General features: G+C 64.7%; 17 protein-coding genes. 14 read left to right on the forward strand and 3 right to left on the reverse strand.

Annotation, left to right across the window (positions count from 1 at the left end):
• Positions 1-56: 56 nt before the first annotated feature.
• Both guaB and guaA read left to right on the forward strand, forming a co-directional pair.
• Positions 57-1,526 (forward strand): IMP dehydrogenase, encoded by a 1,470-nt coding sequence (gene guaB / locus QMX96_RS15585; RefSeq protein WP_043860652.1) that lies wholly within the window; start codon positions 57-59, stop codon positions 1,524-1,526.
• A gap of 79 nt (positions 1,527-1,605) precedes the next feature.
• Positions 1,606-3,183 carry a glutamine-hydrolyzing GMP synthase gene (guaA, locus tag QMX96_RS15590; protein WP_043860651.1) on the forward strand — a complete coding sequence of 526 codons (1,578 nt, stop codon included), beginning with the start codon at positions 1,606-1,608 and terminating at the stop codon, positions 3,181-3,183.
• Between the two features lie 105 nt (positions 3,184-3,288).
• On the opposite strand, the gene QMX96_RS15595 is transcribed toward guaA, so the two are convergent.
• Positions 3,289-4,128 carry an IclR family transcriptional regulator gene (locus QMX96_RS15595; RefSeq protein ID WP_116052992.1) on the reverse strand — a complete coding sequence of 280 codons (840 nt, stop codon included), beginning with the start codon at positions 4,126-4,128 and terminating at the stop codon, positions 3,289-3,291.
• Positions 4,129-4,361: 233 nt separating this feature from the next.
• Between QMX96_RS15595 and QMX96_RS15600 the strand changes: the two genes are divergently transcribed.
• From QMX96_RS15600 to QMX96_RS15630, 7 genes are all read left to right on the forward strand, one after another.
• Positions 4,362-5,618, forward strand: coding sequence for an FAD-dependent oxidoreductase (locus QMX96_RS15600; protein ID WP_282362030.1), 1,257 nt, complete (start codon positions 4,362-4,364; stop codon positions 5,616-5,618).
• Positions 5,619-5,643: 25 nt separating this feature from the next.
• Positions 5,644-6,000, forward strand: a complete 357-nt coding sequence (locus QMX96_RS15605) for a RidA family protein (protein WP_054915065.1) — start codon at positions 5,644-5,646, stop codon at positions 5,998-6,000.
• Between the two features lie 31 nt (positions 6,001-6,031).
• Positions 6,032-6,796 carry an ABC transporter substrate-binding protein gene (locus QMX96_RS15610; RefSeq protein WP_054915064.1) on the forward strand — a complete coding sequence of 255 codons (765 nt, stop codon included), beginning with the start codon at positions 6,032-6,034 and terminating at the stop codon, positions 6,794-6,796.
• 52 nt (positions 6,797-6,848) lie between these two features.
• Complete coding sequence (locus tag QMX96_RS15615) at positions 6,849-7,511, forward strand: amino acid ABC transporter permease (RefSeq protein WP_054915063.1); 663 nt, start codon at positions 6,849-6,851, stop codon at positions 7,509-7,511.
• Complete coding sequence (locus QMX96_RS15620; RefSeq protein ID WP_282362031.1) at positions 7,508-8,236, forward strand: amino acid ABC transporter ATP-binding protein; 729 nt, start codon at positions 7,508-7,510, stop codon at positions 8,234-8,236. Before QMX96_RS15615 ends, QMX96_RS15620 begins: the two co-directional genes overlap by 4 nt.
• 81 nt (positions 8,237-8,317) lie before the next feature.
• Positions 8,318-8,716: a heme-binding protein gene (locus QMX96_RS15625; RefSeq protein ID WP_058541451.1), complete on the forward strand. Its 399-nt coding sequence runs from the start codon at positions 8,318-8,320 to the stop codon at positions 8,714-8,716.
• Between the two features lie 104 nt (positions 8,717-8,820).
• Positions 8,821-9,174, forward strand: a complete 354-nt coding sequence (locus tag QMX96_RS15630) for a helix-turn-helix domain-containing protein (RefSeq protein ID WP_043860650.1) — start codon at positions 8,821-8,823, stop codon at positions 9,172-9,174.
• Positions 9,175-9,176: 2 nt separating this feature from the next.
• Here QMX96_RS15630 and QMX96_RS15635 read toward each other — a convergent pair whose 3' ends face one another.
• Positions 9,177-9,725, reverse strand: a complete 549-nt coding sequence (locus QMX96_RS15635; protein ID WP_100633051.1) for an NAD(P)H-dependent oxidoreductase — start codon at positions 9,723-9,725, stop codon at positions 9,177-9,179.
• A 198-nt stretch (positions 9,726-9,923) separates the two neighbouring features.
• Between QMX96_RS15635 and QMX96_RS15640 the strand changes: the two genes are divergently transcribed.
• The 5 genes from QMX96_RS15640 to QMX96_RS15660 all read left to right on the forward strand — a co-directional run bounded on the left by QMX96_RS15640 (position 9,924) and on the right by QMX96_RS15660 (position 16,645).
• Positions 9,924-10,838: a LysR family transcriptional regulator gene (locus QMX96_RS15640; protein ID WP_078480109.1), complete on the forward strand. Its 915-nt coding sequence runs from the start codon at positions 9,924-9,926 to the stop codon at positions 10,836-10,838.
• Between the two features lie 34 nt (positions 10,839-10,872).
• The gene (locus QMX96_RS15645; RefSeq protein ID WP_282362032.1) at positions 10,873-12,330 is read left to right on the forward strand and encodes a gamma-aminobutyraldehyde dehydrogenase; all 1,458 of its coding nucleotides are present in this window, start codon (positions 10,873-10,875) and stop codon (positions 12,328-12,330) included.
• A gap of 268 nt (positions 12,331-12,598) precedes the next feature.
• A complete protein-coding gene (locus tag QMX96_RS15650) occupies positions 12,599-13,756 on the forward strand; it encodes an iron-containing alcohol dehydrogenase (protein WP_100633053.1) in 1,158 nt (385 codons plus the stop codon).
• Between the two features lie 10 nt (positions 13,757-13,766).
• Positions 13,767-15,098, forward strand: a complete 1,332-nt coding sequence (locus QMX96_RS15655; protein ID WP_043860646.1) for an APC family permease — start codon at positions 13,767-13,769, stop codon at positions 15,096-15,098.
• A 122-nt stretch (positions 15,099-15,220) separates the two neighbouring features.
• Positions 15,221-16,645: a gamma-aminobutyraldehyde dehydrogenase gene (locus QMX96_RS15660; RefSeq protein ID WP_196932083.1), complete on the forward strand. Its 1,425-nt coding sequence runs from the start codon at positions 15,221-15,223 to the stop codon at positions 16,643-16,645.
• A gap of 95 nt (positions 16,646-16,740) precedes the next feature.
• Here QMX96_RS15660 and QMX96_RS15665 read toward each other — a convergent pair whose 3' ends face one another.
• Complete coding sequence (locus QMX96_RS15665; RefSeq protein WP_282362033.1) at positions 16,741-19,671, reverse strand: membrane-targeted effector domain-containing toxin; 2,931 nt, start codon at positions 19,669-19,671, stop codon at positions 16,741-16,743.
• Between the last annotated feature and the right edge of the window lie 103 nt (positions 19,672-19,774).

The following is a 19,774-nucleotide window of genomic DNA, read 5'->3' on the forward strand; positions in this document are numbered from 1 at the left end:
ACGGCGCGCATGAGTATAATGGCGCGCTTCCATTTTCCCGCCCGGGAGCCCCCGCGATGCTGCGTATCAGCCAAGAAGCCCTGACCTTCGACGACATTCTCCTAGTACCCGGTTACTCCGAGGTGCTACCTAACGAAGTCAGTCTCAAGACCCGTTTGACCCGTGGCATCGAGCTGAACATTCCACTGGTTTCCGCCGCCATGGATACCGTGACCGAAGCCCGTCTGGCCATTGCCATGGCCCAGGAAGGCGGCATCGGCATCATCCACAAGAACATGACCATCGAGCAGCAGGCTGCCGAAGTGCGCAAGGTCAAGAAGTTCGAGGCCGGCGTGGTCAAGGACCCGATCACCATCGAGGCCGACGCCACCGTACGCGACCTGTTCGAACTGACCCGCCTGCACAACATATCCGGCGTGCCGGTGCTGCACAATGGCGACCTGGTCGGCATCGTCACCTCCCGTGACGTGCGCTTCGAAAACCGCCTCGACGCCACCGTGCGTGAAGTGATGACGCCCAAAGAGCGTCTGGTCACGGTCAGCGAAGGCGCCGACAAGAACGAGGCCCGCGAGCTGCTGCACAAGCACCGCATCGAGCGCGTACTGATCGTCGACGACAAGTTCGCCCTCAAGGGCATGATGACCGTTAACGACATCGAGAAAGCCAAGGCCTACCCGCTGGCCAGCAAGGACGACCAGGGTCGCCTGCGCGTCGGTGCTGCAGTGGGTACCGGCAAGGACACCGGCGACCGCGTGACCGCACTGGTTGCTGCCGGCGTCGACGTGGTGGTGGTCGACACCGCCCACGGCCACTCCAAGGGCGTTATCGACCGCGTGCGCTGGGTCAAGCAGAACTTCCCCGACGTGCAGGTGATCGGCGGCAACATCGCCACCGGCGCAGCCGCCAAGGCCCTGGCCGAAGCCGGCGCCGACGCGGTCAAGGTCGGTATCGGCCCTGGCTCGATCTGCACCACCCGTATCGTCGCCGGCGTCGGCGTGCCGCAGATCAGCGCCATCGCCAATGTGGCTGCCGCGCTGGAAGGCACCGGCGTACCGCTGATCGCCGACGGTGGCATCCGCTTCTCCGGTGACCTGTCCAAGGCCATCGTCGCCGGCGCCAGCGCCGTGATGATGGGTTCGATGTTCGCCGGTACCGAAGAGGCCCCGGGCGAGATCGAGCTGTTCCAGGGTCGTTCCTACAAGGCCTACCGCGGCATGGGTTCGCTGGGTGCGATGTCCCAGGCCCAGGGTTCCTCGGACCGCTACTTCCAGGACTCCTCGGCCGGTGCCGAGAAGCTGGTACCGGAAGGTATCGAAGGTCGCGTGCCATACAAGGGCACCCTGACCGCGATCATCCACCAGCTGATGGGCGGCCTGCGTTCCTCGATGGGTTACACCGGCAGCGCCAACATCGAAGAAATGCGTACCAAGCCCGAGTTCGTGCGCATCACCGGTGCCGGCATGGCCGAATCCCACGTGCATGACGTGCAGATCACCAAGGAAGCGCCAAACTACCGCGTAGGTTGATGCTCCTGGCAATACCTGTAAGCGGGGCTGTTCACGACAGCCCCGCGTCGTTTCCGATTACCACTGACGAGATTGAGTCATGGCCCTCGACATTCACGCTCACCGTATCCTGATCCTCGACTTCGGTTCCCAGTACACCCAGCTGATCGCCCGCCGCGTGCGCGAAATCGGCGTGTACTGCGAACTGCACCCGTTCGACATGGACGACGAGGCGATTCGCGAATTCGCCCCCCGCGGGATCATTCTCGCCGGCGGCCCCGAGTCGGTGCACGAAGCCGACAGCCCGCGCGCGCCACAGGCCGTATGGGACCTGGGCGTACCGGTATTCGGTATCTGCTACGGCATGCAGACCATGGCCGAGCAACTGGGCGGCAAGGTTGAAGGTTCCGAGCTGCGCGAGTTCGGCTACGCCCGTGTCGATGTGGTCGGCAAGAGCCGCCTGCTCGACGGCATCGAAGACCACGTCGACGCTGACGGCGTATTCGGCCTGGACGTGTGGATGAGCCACGGTGACAAGGTCACCCGCATCCCGGAAGACTTCCACATCCTGGCCAGCACCCCAAGCTGCCCGATCGCCGGCATGTTCAACGATGATCGCGGCTACTACGGCGTGCAGTTCCACCCGGAAGTGACCCACACCAAGCAGGGCGGTCGCATCCTGTCGCGCTTCATCCTCGATATCTGCGGCTGCGAAGCACTGTGGACCCCGTCGAAGATCGCCGAAGACGCAATTGCCCAGGTGCGCGCCCAGGTCGGCACCGACAACGTGCTGCTGGGCCTGTCCGGCGGCGTGGACTCCTCTGTGGTTGCGGCGCTGCTGCACAAGGCCATCGGTGACCAGCTGACCTGCGTGTTCGTCGACAACGGTCTGCTGCGCCTGCACGAAGGCGAGCAGGTGATGGCCATGTTCGCCGAGAACATGGGCGTCAAGGTGATCCGTGCCAACGCCGAGGACCAGTTCCTGAACAACCTGGCCGGCGAAGCGGACCCCGAGAAGAAGCGCAAGATCATTGGTCGTACCTTCATCGACGTGTTCGATGCCGAGTCGAACAAGCTGCACAACATCAAGTACCTGGCCCAGGGCACCATCTACCCCGACGTGATCGAGTCGGCCGGTGCCAAGAGCGGCAAGGCCCACGTGATCAAGTCGCACCACAACGTCGGTGGCCTGCCGGAGGAAATGAACCTCAAGCTGGTCGAGCCGCTGCGCGAACTGTTCAAGGACGAAGTCCGTCGTCTGGGCCTGGAGCTGGGCCTGCCGTACGACATGGTCTACCGTCACCCGTTCCCGGGTCCGGGCCTGGGTGTGCGCATCCTGGGTGAAGTGAAGAAGGAATACGCCGACCTGCTGCGTCGTGCCGACCACATCTTCATCGAAGAGCTGCGCAAGGCCGACTGGTACCACAAGGTCAGCCAGGCCTTCGTGGTATTCCAGCCGGTGAAATCGGTGGGCGTGGTCGGTGACGGCCGTCGTTACGCCTGGGTGGTGGCGCTGCGTGCGGTCGAGACCATCGACTTCATGACCGCGCGTTGGGCGCACCTGCCATACGAACTGCTGGAAACCGTTAGCGGCCGCATCATCAACGAGATCGAAGGCATCTCGCGCGTCACCTACGACGTATCGAGCAAGCCGCCTGCGACGATCGAGTGGGAATGATGCACGCCCTGAACTGACCGGCACCCGCCAGCCAGAAAGCCAAAAGCCCGCCTAATAGCGGGCTTTTGGCTTTCTGGCTGGCGGCATCTGCACCATGCGCTTCATTCACGGCTTGGCATAAGGAACATCCCGCACCTTGCCATAGCCGATCTGGAACGGCTCCATCGCACGGAAGGTAGGCGGCGTCGTGGAGATCATCCTGGCGGTGTGGATCAGCTTCGGCACAAGCTCCGCAACCGCTCGCTCGAAGCTCCAGTAGGCCGTCGACACCGACAGGTTCACCGCCGCCACCGCCTCGCCACGAATGTTGTACACCGGCACGGCAAAGGCCAGGTCGCTGAGGTAGAACTCCTCGATGCTGTAGGCGAAGCCAGTCTCCCGAACCTTGGCGATGATGCTCGTTAGCGTTTCGACGTCGGTAATCGTGTGCGGTGTGAATCTGGGCCGATCCACACCGGTGAGAATGTGCCTGATCTGCTCATCGGGCAGCGCCGAGAGAAAGGCGCGGCCTGCCGACGAGCAGAAGATCGGCAGTCGCCTACCGACGGGCATGTGCACAACGGCGCGATGCGGGCTGGGGAATCGCCCGATGTACACCATCTCGTGCCCATCGCGTTCGGCCAGGTTGACCGTCTCGCCGGTCTGGCGGTTCAGGTCCAGCAGGTAAGGGTTGGCTCGCTCCAGCAGCACGTGCGCCTGTAGGTAGCGGTAGCCGGTATCCAGGGTGCGAGGCGACAGCGAGTAGCGCTTGGACGCTGCGTCCTTTCGTAACAGGCCCAATGTGACCAGGGTATGAGTGAAGCGCTGAGCCGCACTTTTGGTAACACCCGCAGCTTCTGAAATTTCTTTCAGGTTCATCGTCGGCCGTTCGGCCGTGAATGCATCGAGGACGCCGAGGCCGGTGGCCAGGGCCTGGACAAACAGGGGGGACTCGTTTGGCTCCATGAAACTCTCCAGACCAACGTGGTGCAGCAGTGGCGTGCCGAGCACTGAATTGGGGCGTAACGGTGAAAAATGGCCCGCCGAGGGGGCTGCCTGACGAAGCAAGTCTAACCGCTCATACCGTTGTGAAATATCACACTCGAGTTTGCTCGTATTGCTGTGCGATACATTGATATCAGATTCGGTACAGGCTCTGCATCCTCTCGGGGACTCATCCATCAAGAGCCCTGTACAAGATGCCCACTACTCAAGCTCGCAAACCCGAAGCGATCGTCATCGGCGCCGGAATAGTCGGCCTGTGTACCGCCTACCATCTGCTTGCGACGGGCGTTTCGGTAACCGTCATCGATCCCGGTGCTCCGGGGGCGGAGTGCTCGTCCGGCAACGCCGGCTCGATTGCCTCCGGTGCCGTGGCCCCCCTGGCCATGCCCGGCGTGTTGAAGCAGGCGCCGCGCATGCTGCTCGACCCCACGGGGCCGTTGTACCTTCCCGCCAGTTACCTGCTCACGGTGGCGCCGTGGATGGTGCGCTTTGTTGCCGCCTCGCGACCGGCCAGGGTTGCGCAGATTGCCCAGGCCCTGCATGCATTGCTGGGGGATGCGACAACCCAGCACAAGGCCATCGCCGCCAAGACTGGCTGCCGTGAACTGATCGCGGAAACGGGTCAACTGCACCTTTACCCCGATCAGGCCAGCCTGGAGAAAGACAACGCCGGCTGGGCCCTGAAAAAACAGCATGGGCTCGACGCCCGGCATGTCACGGGCGAAGAGATCCGAGCGCTGGAGCCTGCGCTCGGGCCGATCTATCAAACCGGCTACTACCTGCCCGATCAGCTGTGGGTCCGAGAGCCGCAGCGCTACGCCACAGTCATTGCAGAGCATCTGAAGACGCGCGGCGTGAGGTTCATCCGCGATCGAGTGCAACGCCTGGCACGGGATACCAGCGGCTGGCGCGTTGGCGCCCAGTCCGGGGACTACTGTGCGGTGCAGGTGGTTGTCGCTGCAGGCGCCTGGTCTGCTCAACTGCTGCGCCCGCTGGGGGTGAAGGTTCCGCTGGAAACACAACGCGGCTACCACCTGCGTTTTCCCCACGGCGGCGTGGAGCTTCAGCGCATCGTGGTTCTCGCAGACCGCAAGGTGTTCATGACGCCCATGCAGCAAGGGCTGCGGGTTGCCGGCACCGTCGAGTTCGGCGGCCTGCAGCGAGCGCCAAGCAGCCCTCGCGCGCAGTTGCTCGCCGCTCACGCCAAGGCAGGGCTTCCAGGCCTGGACATTCGTGCTGCCACCGAGTGGATGGGCCACCGTCCGTGTCTCCCCGATTCGCTTCCGGTGATTGGCGCACTTCCCGGGCACACGGGCCTGTGGTGCGCGTTCGGCCACGGCCACCTCGGGTTGACCGGATCGGCGGGCACGGGACGCTTGCTGGCTCTGGCCATGTCAGGGTCTGTCGATGCCCAACGCGACTTGTTGCCCTTTTCGATCAGCCGTTTCTGACCTACTCACACCCCAGGAGATGACCATGAACAACGCCATCACGCGCCACCAGACCAACGCCCGCATGAGCCGCATTGTCGTGCATGCGGGCACCGCCTACTTTGCCGGGGTTGTCGCCGCCGAGCGAAGTGGCGATATCAAGGCCCAGACGACCGAGATTCTCAAGCGCATCGACGCGTTGCTCGCTTCTGTCGGCAGTGACAGCACCCGACTGCTCACTGCGCAGATCTGGCTCAAGGACATCGCCACCGACTTCCAGGGCATGAACGAGGCCTGGGATGCGTGGGTACCGCATGGCTGCGCGCCCACCCGCGCCACTTGCCAGGCCCTGCTGGGTGCCCCCGACATGCTCGTGGAAATCATCGTTACCGCAGCTGTGTGACCTTCACTCTGCGAACAACAGGAGACGTCCCATGCTCACCCGATTGATCAAACTGACCACCTGTGCGGCACTGACTCTTCCCGTCCTGCTGGGCACTGCCCAGGCCCAGGACACACTGCGCGTCGGCGCCACACCCACTGCGGTGCCCTTCAACTTCCTGGACACCAGGACCAACACGCTTCGGGGCGTGATGATCGATATCACCCAGGCGCTGGGCAAGGAGCTTGGTTTCACGCCCGAGCTGCGTCCGATCCCCTTCGGTGGCCTGGTGCCGTCGTTGCAGACGGACAAGATAGACATGATCAGCTCTGCTTTCGCCATGAATGCCCAGCGCGCCCAGGTGGTCGACTTCTCCGACGAACTGTTCGCCTACAGCGAGGAGGTGATTGCCAACAGCCAGGACACGACGGCGTACCACAGCAGCGCCGACTTCGCCGGCAAGAAGGTCGGCGTGCAGACTGGCACCGTGTCGGTGGAACCGATGAAAGCCCAGCAGGGCATCAAGGAGCTGCGGATGTACGACAGCATGTCCGACATGATTCGCGAGGTGGCCCTGGGGCGTATCGATGTTGCCGTAGGCGATGGCCCGGTGATGCTCTACACCGTGCAGCAGTCCGGGTCCAGCAAGCTGCGCGTTGCCGATGACTATCAGAAGCAGATCCGTATCGCGATCGGCGTGGCAGTGCGCAAAGGCAACAGCGAGCTGCTCGCCCGAATCAATGGCGGTGTAGCCAAGCTCAAGGCCGACGGTACGCTCGACGCGATCCTCACCAAATGGAACGTCAAGAAACTCTGATTCGTGATCACGGCCACCGCCCGACGGTGCCCGCATGTGAGGATGCAATCCTATGTTCGAAGGTTTTTTCAGCCAGGCAGTCGAGTACTTTCCGATACTGATGGAAGGTGCCTGGACAACGATCGGCATCACCCTGTGCGCGCTGCTCATCAGTACCTTGCTGGGGTTGTTCTGGGCGCTGTTGCGGGTCAGCAGCGTGCGCTGGCTGGCCGAAGGCTCGCGCTACCTGACCAATGCCATTCGCGGCATCCCGATCATCGTCATTCTGTTCTACCTGTACTTCGTGTTGCCGGAAATGGGCGTGGACATGAGTGCGTTCCAGGCCGGTGCCATGGGGCTCGGGCTTGCCTATTCCGCCTACATGGCCGAGGTGTTTCGCTCGGGTATCCAGGCCATCGACCCCGGTCAGAACGAGGCGGCGCACTCCATCGGCATGAGCCGCGCAATGACCATGCGCCGGGTGATCCTGCCCCAGGCGTTGAAGATCGCGCTGCCGCCGTACAGCAACAACATGATCATGCTGCTCAAGGACTCCTCCCAGGCCTCGATCATCACCGTGGTCGAGCTGTCGATGCAGGGCAAGCTGATCGCGGCAGCATCGTTCAACAACGCCAACATCTTCACCCTGGTTGCCCTGATGTACCTGTGCCTGAGCCTGCCTCTGATGGGGTTGGCCGGCTGGCTCGAACGCAAATACAAAAGGAGTGCCCGATGATCCGCATCGACAACATCACCAAGTCGTTTGGTCCGTACCAGGTGCTCCATGGCATCAGTGCAGAGATCCGCCAGGGCGAAGTGGTTTGCCTGATCGGCCCTTCGGGCTCGGGCAAGTCCACGGTGCTGCGTTGCATCAATGGCCTGGAGCGCTACGACGGCGGCGTGATCAGCATTGACGGCGTCACGGTCGACGCCAGCTCCGGGAACATCCGCCAGATCTGTCGCTCGGTGGGTATGGTGTTTCAGCGGTTCAACCTTTTCCCCCATCGCACCGTCCTGGAAAACGTGATCGAGGGCCCGGTGTACGTAAAGGGTGAACCCGTCGACAAGGCCCGCAAGCGTGGCAAGGAACTGCTCGACCGTGTCGGCCTGGCCGCGAAGTACAACGCCTATCCGCCGCAGCTTTCCGGCGGCCAGCAGCAGCGCGTGGCGATTGCCAGGGCACTTGCCATGGAACCCAGGGCCATGCTGTTCGATGAGCCCACCTCGGCGCTCGACCCCGAGCTGGTCGGTGAGGTCCTGGCCGTCATGAAGAGCCTGGCCCAGGAAGGCATGACCATGGTGGTGGTGACCCACGAGATGGGCTTCGCACGCGCCGTGTCGACCCGCACGCTGTTCCTTGAAGGCGGCTCGATCGTCGCCGAAGGGCCATCGGCGCAGATCCTGAGCAACCCGACCAACGAGCGCATGAAGGACTTCCTGCGCCGGGTATCCCATTCCTGATCGCGGGCGTAGCTCAAGCATTTTCGGGCATCGCGCATCAGGTGCGTGGCTGCCTCAACATGACCAGACGAGAATCCAGACATGCAGCACAAAGCCGTACTGAGCCACACAGATGTTCGCCGGATCCTGGACGCCGCCTGCGCGCAGGCTCGACAGAACGATTGGGAGGTCGCCATCGCGGTCGTCGATGACGGTGGCCATCCGCTCGCGCTTGCGCGCCTTGACGGGTGCGCTCCGATCGGTGCCTACATCGCATCGGAAAAGGCCCGGAGCGCGGCGCTGGGGCGGCGCGAGACCAAAGGCTACGAAGACATGGTCAACGGTGGGCGCACGGCGTTTGTTGGTGCCCCGTTGATCACGCCGCTCGAAGGCGGTGTGCCGATCATCGTCGACGGCCAGGTGGTCGGTGCAGTGGGGGTGTCCGGAGTCAAGGCGCAGCAGGATGCGCAGGTCGCCAAGGCGGGTGTCGCAGCGCTGTGATCCGTTGGCGGTGTATCCAGGCGTCGATTAGCCTCAAGTTGCCCCGGCCGCAGGTGCGCTTGCTATCCTGCACGCCTTTGCGCCCCAGCCAGGAGAAACCGGTCATGGTCAACCGCGTGTTCAACTTTCCCATCGACGCTACCATCGAGGCCATCGGCGGGCGCTGGAAGTGCTCCATCTTGTGCCACCTGATGGAAGGCCCCAAGCGCACAGGCGAGCTGCTGCGCCTGATGCGCCCCTTGTCGTCGAAGGTGCTCACCGAGCAACTCAAGGAGTTGCAGGGCGATCTGCTGGTCGAGCGCGAAGCCTTCCCTGGCAAGGTGCCCAAGGTGCTGTATCGGGTGACCGAGCACGGCCGCACCTTGCAGCCGATCATCGATGCGATGTGCCAGTGGGGTGCCCTGCATTCAGGTAATGCGCTGGCCACCGAGACACCGCCGGCGCCTGCCGAAGGCTGAACTCAGGCTGCCTGGGCAAATTGGCGCAGGTAATCCAGGTAACCTTCGGCGTTGGCCTCCAGCTCCGCCGGGTCGATGGCGTACTCGGCACCATAGAACACCCACGGGCGTACCGGCAGTGCTTCGATGTAGCGGAGGGTGACTTCCAGCGGGCGCAGCAGTTCGTCCAGGCTGTAGCTGTAACGCCCGCCGGCCCTGTAATCGTCTTGCCTGATGCCGGCAGAAATCGCCATGCCAATGCGTTTGCCCGCCAGTTGGCGCTGCCCTTCGCCGTGGCCGTAGGCAAAGTCGTGGGTGAGCACTTCGTCCTGCCATTGCTTGAGCAGCGGCGGGGTGCTGAACCAGTAGAACGGGAACTGCCACACGATGCTGTCATGGGCGCGAACCAGTGCCTGCTCGGCTTCCACGTCCAGCGCGCCGCCCTGGGGATACACCTCGTACAGGCGGTGCAGGGTGACGTTCATGTCGCTGGCTTCAAGGGCTTTCAACCAGGCCTGGTTGACGACGGATTTTTCCAGGTTGGGGTGGGCGAGAATGATCAGGGTGCGCATGGCTCGGGACTCCATTGATTGAGGCGGGCAATCTAGGGCGGGCGCCAGATCCCCACAAGTACGCACCTTTTTGTAACCACCCGGGGCCGCCCACGCGGTTTCACGTTGAACCGCAGGCGCGGCGGTTTTCAGCAAGCCATCGATAAAAAAGATATACACTCGCCTGCATCTATAAAAACAACGTACCGGGTAATGCCCATGATGACTCTGCGTCAGATCCGCCACTTCATTGCCGTGGCCGAGACCGGTTCGATCTCGGCTGCGGCCCAGGCGGTGTACATCTCCCAGTCCACCCTGACCCTGGCCATCCAGCAGCTGGAACAGGAAATCGGCGTGAGCCTGTTCAATCGCCACGCCAAGGGCATGCACCTGACCCACCAGGGCCATCAGTTCCTGCGCCAGGCGCACCTGATCCTGGCCACGGTGGACAACGCCAAGCGCAGCCTGCAGCAGAGCACCGACCAGGTCGCCGGCCAGCTGGTGGTGGGTGTGACCAGCCTGGTGGCGGGTTACTACCTGGCCGACCTGCTCACGCGTTTCCAGCGTGCCTACCCCAACGTCGAAATCCGCGTGATGGAAGACGAGCGACCGTACATCGAGCACCTGCTGGTCAGCGGCGAAATCGATGTGGGCGTGCTGATACTCTCCAACCTCGAAGACCGTCACGCCCTGCAATCGGAGGTGCTGACCCACTCGCCCTACCGGCTGTGGCTACCGGCCCAGCACCCGTTGCTCGAAAAAGACAGCATCAACCTGGGCGACGTGGCCCGGGAGTCGCTGATCCAGCTGAACGTCGACGAGATGGACCACACCGCTCAGCGCCAGTGGGCGCAGGCCGGGCTGCAGCCGCGCATCACCCTGCGCACGGCCTCGACCGAGGCGGTGCGCAGCCTGGTGGCAGCGGGCCTGGGGGTGTCGATACAGCCTGACATGACCTACCGCCCGTGGTCGCTGGAAGGCGACATCATCGAGGCCCGCCCGATTGCCGACCTGACCCAGACCCTCGACGTGGGCCTGGCCTGGCGCCGCGGCACGGCGCGCCCGGCGCTGGTCGACCCGTTTCTGACGGTCGCCCGCGAGCAGCCCCACGGCGGGCGCAAGTCATCCCTTTAGCCGCATGGCCACACCACAAGAAGGAACCCTGCACATGCCAGTCGCGCAGACCCCGTTGTCCACCGCACTCCTGATCGATGGCGAACTAGTCGCAGGCGAGGGCGTCGTCGAGCCGATCCTCAACCCGGCCACCGGCCAGGTGCTGACCCCAATCGCCGAAGCCAGCGCCGAGCAGACCGAGGCCGCGATCCTGGCCGCCCACCGCGCGTTCGCCGGCTGGGCCCGCACCACGCCGCAGCAGCGCTCCAACCTGCTGCTGGAGATCGCCAGTACCATCGAGCAGCACGCCGACGCCTTCGCCCGGCTCGAAGCGCTGAACTGCGGCAAGCCGCTGCACCTGGCGCGCAAGGACGACCTGAGCGCCACCGTCGATGTATTCCGCTTCTTCGCCGGCGCGGTGCGCTGCCAGACCGGTCAGCTCAGCGGCGAATACGTACCCGGCTACACCAGCATGGTGCGCCGCGACCCGATCGGGGTGGTGGCATCGATCGCGCCGTGGAACTACCCGATCATGATGGCCGCCTGGAAGATCGCGCCGGCCCTGGCCGCAGGCAACACCCTGGTGTTCAAGCCGTCAGAGCACACCCCGCTGTCGATCCTGGCCCTGGCGCCGGCGCTGGCGCGGATCCTGCCGCGTGGGGTGATCAACATCATCTGCGGCGGTGGCGAGAACGTCGGCGCTCACCTGGTCGGCCACCCCAAGGTGCGCATGGTCTCGCTGACCGGCGATATCGTCACCGGGCAGAAGATCCTCTCCACAGCGGCCAAAACCCTCAAGCGCACCCACCTGGAACTGGGCGGCAAGGCCCCGGTGATCGTCTGCGACGATGCCGACCTGCAGGCGGTGGTCGAGGGCGTGCGTGCCTATGGCTACTACAACGCCGGGCAGGACTGTACCTCGGCGTGCCGGGTCTACGCCCAGGCCGGCATCCACGACCGGCTGTTAGCCGAACTCGGGGCTGCGGTCAGCAGCATTCGCTATGCCGGCGCGCACGATGCCGACAACGAGATCGGCCCGCTGATCAGCACGCGCCAGCGCGACCGGGTGTCCAGCTTCGTCGAGCGCGCCCTCAGCCAGCCGCACGTGGAGTGCGTCACGGGTGCGGCGATGCATGCCGGGCCCGGGTTCTACTACCAGCCGACACTGCTGGCAGGCTGCCGGCAAACCGACGAGATCGTCCAGCGCGAGGTGTTCGGCCCGGTGGTCACCGTGACCCGTTTCGACGAGCTGGCCCAGGCCGTGGACTGGGCCAACGACTCCGAATATGGCCTGGCCTCGTCGGTGTGGACCCAGAACCTGGACAAGGCCATGCAGGTGGCGGCGCGCCTGCAGTACGGCTGCACCTGGATCAACAGCCATTTCATGCTGGTAAGCGAGATGCCCCACGGCGGGCTCAAGCGCTCGGGCTACGGCAAGGACCTGTCCAGCGACTCGCTGCAGGACTACAGCGTGGTGCGGCACATCATGGCGCGCCACGGGCAGCACCTGTAGGCCGCTACCCCCGGTGCAAGGGAGCATTCGATTTAATCGAATGCTCCCTTGAGTTTTTAGTAATTGTCGATCCGCTACCCGTGTCTTAGTGTCTGGCCCCATACCGGCCTGTGCCCACCGTGCAGCGCCTGGACAAGCGGTCCATCGGCTTCGGCGATCGGCTACCGCCACAACAATAACCAGACACCCACCGCCCAGGCGGCCCCTCTGACTCGTCTGCCATAACTACAACATTGCAAGTGCGCCCCAGTGCGAGAGGAACCTACCGATGCAATTCCAGTTTCTGTTACCCACCAAGATCGTCATGGAACCTGGCCTGCGCCAGCGTACCGGCGAGCACCTGACCGAGCTGGGCCTGCGCCACGTGCTGCTGGTCACCGACCCGGGCGTGAAGAACGCCGGCCTGCTCGACAGCATCTATACCAGCCTGGACAAGGCCGGCGTGCGTTATGACGAGATCGTCGACGTCAAGCCCAACCCGCGCAGCGAAGACGTCAACCGCGCCGCCGAGCTGTATCGCGGCAAGGGCATCGACGGCGTACTGGCAGTGGGTGGCGGCAGTGCGATGGACGCGGCCAAGGCGATCAGCGTACTGCTGACCCACGACGGCAAGGTCGAGGACTACGAAGGTGCCTTCACCCTCAAGGGCCCGGTGCTGCCAATCGTGGCGATCCCGACCACCGCAGGCACCGGCAGCGAGGTCACGTTCTTCTCGGTGATCACCGACACCCGCCGCCAGTTCAAGATGAGCATCCTGGACTACCGCATCGGCCCGGTTCTGGCGCTGCTCGACTCGGACATCACCGCCACGCTGCCGCCGCACATCGCCGCCGCCACCGGCATGGACGCGCTGACCCACGCCATCGAGGCCTACACCGGCAAGCCGGCCAACCCGATCAGCGACGGCCTGGCCCTGCATGCCATTCGCCTGATCGCGCAGTACCTCAAGCCCGCCGTGCAGGAGCCGGACAACCGCGAGGCCCGCGAACAGATGCTGATCGCCAGCCTGATTGCCGGCATGGCCTTCGGCAATGCCGACATCGCCAGCGTGCACTGCATCTCCGAAGCCATCGGCGGCATGTACGACACCCCGCACGGGGTGGGCAACGCGATCTTCCTGCCGTTCGTGTTCAGCCATAACCGCGACGCCGACCTGCGCCGCCATGCCGATGTCGCCTATGCCCTGGGCATCGACCCCAATCTTGGCGCCAGCGCTGCCGCCGAAGCGGGCGTGGAGCAGTTGTTCCGCATGAACCGCGAGCTGGGTATTCCGCGTTTCGCCGATGTGGCCGGGGTGCGCGAGGAGGACTTCCTGGCCATCGCAGAGAAGTCCAAGAGCAACATTTCCGATGCGAGCAACGCCAAGGAGATGTCAGTCGAGAGCTACCTCGACGTGATCCGCGCCGCCTACACCTACGCAGCCTGAGGCCCTAACCATGAGCGCATCGACTTCCTCCGCGCACCTGCGCCGGACCCTCGGGCCGGTGTCCGTGCTGTTGTTCGGCCTGGCCTTCATCGCCCCGCTGATCGTGTTCGGCACCTATGGCGTGATCGCCCAGGCCAGCCAGAACACCGTGGCGCTGTCCTATGTGGTAGCCTCCATCGGCGTGATCTTCACCGCCCTGAGCTACGGGCGCCTGGTGCGGATCTTCCCGGCGGCCGGTTCCGCCTACACCTACACCCGCAAGGTGTTCAACCCTGGCATCGGCTTCATGGTCGGCTGGGCCGCGCTGCTGGACTACTTCTTCATCCCGATGCTGATCTGGCTGCTGGGGGCCAGCTACCTGAGCCTGGCGTTCCCGGATGTACCGCAGTGGTGCTGGATCACCGGCTTCATCGTTTCCACCACCTTGCTCAACATCCTGGGCATCCAGGTCGCCAACCGCTTCAACATCATCCTGATGCTGATCCAGCTGACCATCATCGCGGTGTTCATCGCGCTGTGCTGGCACTACGTGTCGGCCATCAACGGCCCGGGCGGTCTGCTCTCGGTCAAGCCGTTCTTCAATGCCGACGTGCCGTTCTCGGCCACCATGGCCGGGGCCGCGATCGCCGCCTATTCGTTCCTGGGCTTCGACGCGCTGTCGACCCTGAGCGAAGAAACCGTCGAGCCCGAGCGCACCATCCCGCGTGCCATCCTGCTGGTGGCCCTGATCGGCGGCAGCCTGTACGTGGGCTCTTCGTACTTCATGTACCTGGCGCACCCGGCGGGCCTGTTCGAGAACATCGACGGCGCGGCCTTCGAAATCGCCAAGACCATCGGTGGCGACCTGTTCTTCGGCGTGGTACTCACCGGCATCATCATTGCCCACTTCGCCGCCGGCCTGTCGTTCCAGGCCAGCGTGGGGCGTCTGCTGTATGCCCTGGGCCGCGACAATCAGCTGCCGCAGAAGCTGTTCGGCGTGCTGCACCCGCGCTACAGGACCCCGGTATTCAACATCGCCCTGTGCGGGGCCTTCGGTTTCGTCGGGTTCGGCCTGACCATCGCCACGGCTACTTCGCTGGTCAACTTCGGCGCCTTCCTGGCCTTCACCTCGGTCAACCTGTGCGCACTGAAACTGACCTTCGACCGCAGCATCGGCGACAAGGCCGGCGTGGTCCGCGGGGTGATCTTCCCCCTGGCCGGCGCCTTCACCTCGGGCTGGATGTTGATCAGCCTGGATGCCGACGCGCTGATTCTCGGCTGTTGCTGGGTGCTGCTGGGGCTGGTGTACCTGGCCTGGCGCACCCGGCTGTTCAGCACGGCAGTGCCTGAAGCCGCACTCTGAACCTGCGGGCGCCCGGCGCCTGCCCCCCCTGTAATGCTCCCCCTGTGCGCAGCCCGGCTGCGGGCACGGGGCGCTTGCGACTTTTTTATGGCGGCGGCCAACCTCGCCGCACAGGAGAACCCATGCAAACCTGCCTGCTGATCAATGGACAACTCATCGCCGGTGAAGGCGAAACCCTGGCGGTACTCAACCCGTCCCTGGGGGCCACGCTGGTGGAGATCCCCGAGGCCAGCCTGGCCCAGGTCGATGCCGCGGTGTGCGCTGCGGATGCGGCGTTCGACAGCTGGTCGCAGACCACCCCCAAGGACCGTTCGCTGCTTCTGCTCAAACTGGCCGATGCGATCGACGCCCACGCCCCGGAGCTGGCGCGCCTGGAAGCGGACAACTGCGGCAAGCCCTACGCGGCGGCGCTCAACGACGAGCTGCCGGGCGTGGCCGACGTGTTCCGCTTCTTTGCCGGTGCCAGCCGCTGCCTGCAAGGCAGTGCCGCCGGCGAGTACCTGGAAGGGCACACCTCGATGATCCGCCGCGACCCGGTGGGCGTGGTGGCCTCCATCGCACCGTGGAACTACCCGCTGATGATGGCCGCCTGGAAGCTCGGGCCGGCCCTGGCCGCAGGCAATACCGTGGTGCTCAAGCCGTCCGAGCAGACGCCGCTGACCACCCTCAAGCTGGCGCAACTGATGGCGGAGATTTTCCCGGCAGGCGTGGTGAACGTGGTCTTCGGCCGCGGCCCGAGTGTCGGCAAGCCCCTGACCGGGCACCCCAAGGTGCGCATGGTGTCGTTGACCGGCTCGGTGGCCACGGGCAGCCGCATCATCGCCGGCACCGCCGACAGCGTGAAACGCATGCACATGGAGCTGGGCGGCAAGGCCCCGGTGATCGTGTTCGATGATGCCGATATCGATGCCGTGGTCGAAGGCGTGCGCAGCTTCGGCTTCTACAATGCCGGCCAGGACTGCACCGCCGCCTGCCGCCTGTATGTGCAGAAGGGCGTGTACGCGGCGTTCGTGAAGAAGCTCGGCGAGGCGGTGGCCAGCATCCGCTACGGCCTGCAGGACGACCCTGACACCGAGCTCGGGCCGCTGATCACCCAGCAGCATCTGGAGCGCGTGGAAGGCTTTGTGCAGCGCGCCCGCGCGCAGTCGCACATCGAGGTGGTGACCGGTGGCCAGCGTGTCGCCGGGCCAGGGTTCTTCTTTGAGCCGACCGTACTTGCCGGCGCCCGGCAGGACGACGAGGTGGTGCGCCATGAGATCTTCGGCCCGGTAGTCACGGTCACCGCCTTCGACGACGAGGCCCAGGCCCTGGCGTGGGCCAACGATTCGGACTACGGCCTGGCCTCCTCGGTGTGGACCCGTGACGTGGGCCGCGCTCACCGTTTGGCCGCACGCCTGCAATACGGCTGCACCTGGGTCAACACGCACTTCATGCTGGTCAGCGAAATGCCCCACGGCGGCGCCAAGCTCTCCGGCTATGGCAAGGACATGTCGATGTATGGCCTGGAGGACTACACCACCGTGCGCCATGTGATGTTCAAGCACTAGTTGACGCACCAGGCCTAGCGGCCCGGTTGCCTCGAGGCGAAAGAAAGGGCAAGGCCAGGCGGCCTTGCCCTTTTTTCATCGCCGGCTGCCTGGCGTCACAGCGGCACGTACTTCAAGCCGTACCGGGATAGCTGGAAGGCCATTTCCGACAGGCTCGGCAGGCGTCGCTTGTCCAGCCATGGCCAGCCGGCGCGTTCGATATAGATGAACTCACCGTCCCTTGCGATGGGCGTGTAGTGCAGCGCCAGGTCCTTGCTGCGGTGTATCAGGGTCATCTTGCCGTCGATGTCCTTGAAGCCGAACGCCCCCGGTTTGGTCAGCAGGTTTTCCAGCGTGCCCGAGGCCGAGGGTGGCTGGGCAATCGGCACCTGCAGGCGCAGGTCGCCCTGCACGCGGGTTTCGCGGATACCGTCGTCCACTGCGTAAAGCCCCGGGTCGCGGCCGACGCTTGCGCTGCTGCCGATTTCGATGTCCTCGACGCGCACACCGATCACACCTTGCAGTTCGCTGACCCCGGGCACGCTCTCGAAGGTGTTGGCGTGGGTGTTGCCCATCAGCGCAACCCATTTGCCGGCGCCATGGGCAGCCTGGTCGGCAGCGATCACGCGGTGGGCGAAGAAGTTCATCATTTTCTGGCGAATCGCGGGTGGTCGGGGGCCCATCCATGCCTGGCGGTAACTGGCCATGCAATCGATGGCCTGTATCCGGATGCCCTGTTTCTGCGCGCTCCTGAGCACCTGCATGAAGGTGTAGCGCTGGGCGGGGTCGGTGTGCCAGCCGCGGTCCAGATCGGTCACGTAGGTCTTGAGTGCCTGGGGCATCTGCCCGGTCTGGTTGAACAGGTCCAGGTCGGCCTGCTGGAAGTCGGTCATCAGGTGCTCCATGTACAGCACCCGCACCTTCTGCTGCTTGAGCAGGGCCATGTTCTCGATCAGAAACTGCTTGCTGCCCAGTTGTGAATGGGCTTCGCCGACCACCAGGCCCTCGCTGTTTTCGTACACGCTGCGAATGATCTGCCTGGCGCTGGCATCGGCAGCCAATGTCGGCAGCGGTGGCCGCTGCGGCAGGCTTGCGGTGCTGAAAAACGCTTCGGCGTCGTCGACCAGCAGGTCGCGCAAGGTGCGAAATTGCGCGTAGGCCTGTTCGCGGGCGGGGTTGTTGGGGGAGAACGTGCGCCCGCTCAGGTTCGACTCCTCGCCACCGTTGGAGGCCTTGAGCAATTCGGGCTGCAGCGCCTTGTCGACTTCATAGGGGGTGGGCACGCGTTCCGGGCCGGGCGCGGGTACCTGGGCCTGGCCCCAGAGCTTGAGGCGAAAGCGTGGCGCCCCGCCTTTCAGACCCTGCTCCAGCGGTTGCCATACGCCTTCGTCGTTCAGGCCAATGGGCACGTTGCGGTAGAACGAGTAGGGGTTTTGCGGGTCGACCACCGCCCATGAGCGCAGCTCGCCGATGTAGCGCACGTGATAGGGGAACCCGTCTATCTGGGCATAGAAGCCATCGTCCAGGGTGTAGATACCCTGGAATTTGCCGCTGCCGGTGGCGTGCCCGTCCAGCAGCACGTTGGTTTCGAACGGGGCCAGCAGTTGCGAGCGCTCGGCCGGTATCAGCGGCGCAGGTGCCCACTCGGCGAGTTCCGCCGGGGTGGCCATTGGCGTGTGTTCGGGCTCGACGGGTGCAGTCTGCGTGCCCGCGTCCAGGCTGGGTTCGATCTCGGCGATTTCACCGGTGACGGCCGGGCCTGCGAGCAGGGTGGCATTGAACAGCGTGTTGATGGCCGCCAGCACGGCGCCGATCACGCCGGCCTTGCGTTGGGCAGTGGTGTGCCCGTTGACCGCCTGATCGATGTTCAGGCCGGTTTCGGCCAGCCCGGCGCCCACGGCAGCCAGCGCTACCGGCCAGTCGATCGCGGCCATGGCACTGGCGAAGGTGCCGAAGGCCTTGAGGTAGCCGATCCACAGTTGCTTGCGCAGGTCGGCGTTGGAGCGCAGCGAGAAGTTCGCATCGTCGATCATGCGCTGACGCGCTGCATCGCGCAGGTGGGTGAACCCGTCGCCATGCACGGTCGTGTTCGACTGGTTGAGTGCGTCGTGACCGTTGCCGCCCCAGTTGTTGAACAGCACGTCGATCAGGTGCTCGAGCCCCACCGCGCTGGCTTTTTCGCCGCGGTCCGCAAGGGCGAAGTGGGTCATGAAGCGTGCGCGGTTCTGCGCCGCATTGGTGTTGTGCAGCACCCACCAGTACAGCTCGCTGTGGTTGGCGAACAGGTGCAGGGCGTCGACCTCGCCCGGGATGTAGAGCAACTGGTAACCGTCGTCGAGTTCTACCCGCAGGATATCGGTGGCCACATGGCCGCCGATGTCGAAGGTGCACAGGCGCACCTCCGCCACCGGCCTGGCCTGTTGTTGCAACTGGCTCAGCGAGGGCGGCCAGCTGGCGTCACCGGCCAGGGCAGTGGCCACCCGCCGCAAGCGTGCCAGGCGGGCGGGGTCGGTCTGGTGCGCGCAGGTTTCGAGCACCTTGCTCAGGAAGTTGGCCTTGGCCAGGGTGCGGAAGTTGTCCGAATGACGGGCCCAGAAGCGGGTCAGGTCCTGGTGGAAGGCGCTGCAGAAGTCGACCTTCCACAGCTCGTCGAGTACCTCGCGCGGGGCCATCGGCACTTCATCGCGCTCATCGAACAGGCCTGTGCCCGGCCCGCGGCTGTAGAAGCCGGTGCGGTAGCCGAGCAGGTCGGCGTTGTCCTGGTCGTTGACATCGAACCGCTGCATCACCAGTTGCGGCAGTGTCAGCGATTCGCTGGGCGGGCCGAGGTGTTCCCAGCCGCTGAAGGTGCGCGGGCTGCTATGCGCGGTGTTGAACCGGTGCAGGTACACCGCGTCCGGGTCCAGCGTGCTGCGGGTGTGCTTCTTCAGGATATGGCTGGCGATGTCGCGGGCCATCTGGCGCATGTCGGGGCAATGCTTGACCAGTTGTCGGGCCAGGTTCTGCAGCTGTTCGTGGTCGTGGGTCTGTTGGGCGGTCAGGGGCATGGCGGTACTTCCGTGTCAGGGGCGAGGGGCCAGCTTGGCCGGGGGCGGCGAGCAGCGTGCGGTAAGTAAGTAGTGCGGGCCGCCCAGCCAGCTCGGGCCGTCC

The organism is Pseudomonas sp. PS01300 (assembly GCF_029960155.1).
Classification (GTDB): Bacteria; Pseudomonadota; Gammaproteobacteria; order Pseudomonadales; family Pseudomonadaceae; genus Aquipseudomonas; species Aquipseudomonas palmensis.

Coding starts and splice junctions, on each gene's coding strand:
- guaB (WP_043860652.1), top strand. CDS start 57: ATGCTGCGTATCAGCCAAGAAGCCCTGACCTTCGACGACATTCTCCTA.
- guaA (WP_043860651.1), top strand. CDS start 1,606: ATGGCCCTCGACATTCACGCTCACCGTATCCTGATCCTCGACTTCGGT.
- QMX96_RS15595 (WP_116052992.1), bottom strand. CDS start 4,128: ATGGAGCCAAACGAGTCCCCCCTGTTTGTCCAGGCCCTGGCCACCGGC.
- QMX96_RS15600 (WP_282362030.1), top strand. CDS start 4,362: ATGCCCACTACTCAAGCTCGCAAACCCGAAGCGATCGTCATCGGCGCC.
- QMX96_RS15605 (WP_054915065.1), top strand. CDS start 5,644: ATGAACAACGCCATCACGCGCCACCAGACCAACGCCCGCATGAGCCGC.
- QMX96_RS15610 (WP_054915064.1), top strand. CDS start 6,032: ATGCTCACCCGATTGATCAAACTGACCACCTGTGCGGCACTGACTCTT.
- QMX96_RS15615 (WP_054915063.1), top strand. CDS start 6,849: ATGTTCGAAGGTTTTTTCAGCCAGGCAGTCGAGTACTTTCCGATACTG.
- QMX96_RS15620 (WP_282362031.1), top strand. CDS start 7,508: ATGATCCGCATCGACAACATCACCAAGTCGTTTGGTCCGTACCAGGTG.
- QMX96_RS15625 (WP_058541451.1), top strand. CDS start 8,318: ATGCAGCACAAAGCCGTACTGAGCCACACAGATGTTCGCCGGATCCTG.
- QMX96_RS15630 (WP_043860650.1), top strand. CDS start 8,821: ATGGTCAACCGCGTGTTCAACTTTCCCATCGACGCTACCATCGAGGCC.
- QMX96_RS15635 (WP_100633051.1), bottom strand. CDS start 9,725: ATGCGCACCCTGATCATTCTCGCCCACCCCAACCTGGAAAAATCCGTC.
- QMX96_RS15640 (WP_078480109.1), top strand. CDS start 9,924: ATGATGACTCTGCGTCAGATCCGCCACTTCATTGCCGTGGCCGAGACC.
- QMX96_RS15645 (WP_282362032.1), top strand. CDS start 10,873: ATGCCAGTCGCGCAGACCCCGTTGTCCACCGCACTCCTGATCGATGGC.
- QMX96_RS15650 (WP_100633053.1), top strand. CDS start 12,599: ATGCAATTCCAGTTTCTGTTACCCACCAAGATCGTCATGGAACCTGGC.
- QMX96_RS15655 (WP_043860646.1), top strand. CDS start 13,767: ATGAGCGCATCGACTTCCTCCGCGCACCTGCGCCGGACCCTCGGGCCG.
- QMX96_RS15660 (WP_196932083.1), top strand. CDS start 15,221: ATGCAAACCTGCCTGCTGATCAATGGACAACTCATCGCCGGTGAAGGC.
- QMX96_RS15665 (WP_282362033.1), bottom strand. CDS start 19,671: ATGCCCCTGACCGCCCAACAGACCCACGACCACGAACAGCTGCAGAAC.